This window comes from Paenibacillus hemerocallicola, from assembly GCF_006265175.1.
GTDB lineage: Bacteria > Bacillota > Bacilli > Paenibacillales > NBRC-103111 > Paenibacillus_AB > Paenibacillus_AB hemerocallicola.
In genome coordinates, this window is sequence record NZ_VDCQ01000077.1 from 1 (window position 1) to 344 (window position 344).

The following is a 344-nucleotide window of genomic DNA, read 5'->3' on the forward strand; positions in this document are numbered from 1 at the left end:
GAAGGGGGCGCTTTGCTAAAGCGTTAGGGTGTAACAGCCGCAAGGGTTCGAATCCCTTCCTCTCCGTTTTAACCTGAATTATGGCGGTGTAGCTCAGCTGGCTAGAGCGTACGGTTCATACCCGTGAGGTCGTGGGTTCGACTCCCTCCGCCGCTACCAACCTTATAAGGACGCTTACCTCAGCCGGGAGAGCATCTGCCTTACAAGCAGAGGGTCGGCGGTTCGATCCCGTCAGCGTCCACCATTATTTCCTAAGCATGGGTAGTTGCTTTGCCGGGAAATATAGTAAGACCGTAGTACATGGAGCTGTGGTGTAGAGGCCTAACATGCCTGCCTGTCACGCA

At 54.7% G+C, this 344-nt stretch carries 2 tRNA genes; both read left to right on the plus strand.

Going from position 1 to position 344, the window contains the following annotated elements:
- Nucleotides 1-82 precede the first annotated feature (82 nt).
- Nucleotides 83-159 (plus strand) — tRNA-Met (locus FE784_RS34720).
- 9 nt (nt 160-168) lie between these two features.
- Nucleotides 169-244, plus strand: a tRNA-Val gene (locus FE784_RS34725).
- Nucleotides 245-344 lie beyond the last annotated feature (100 nt).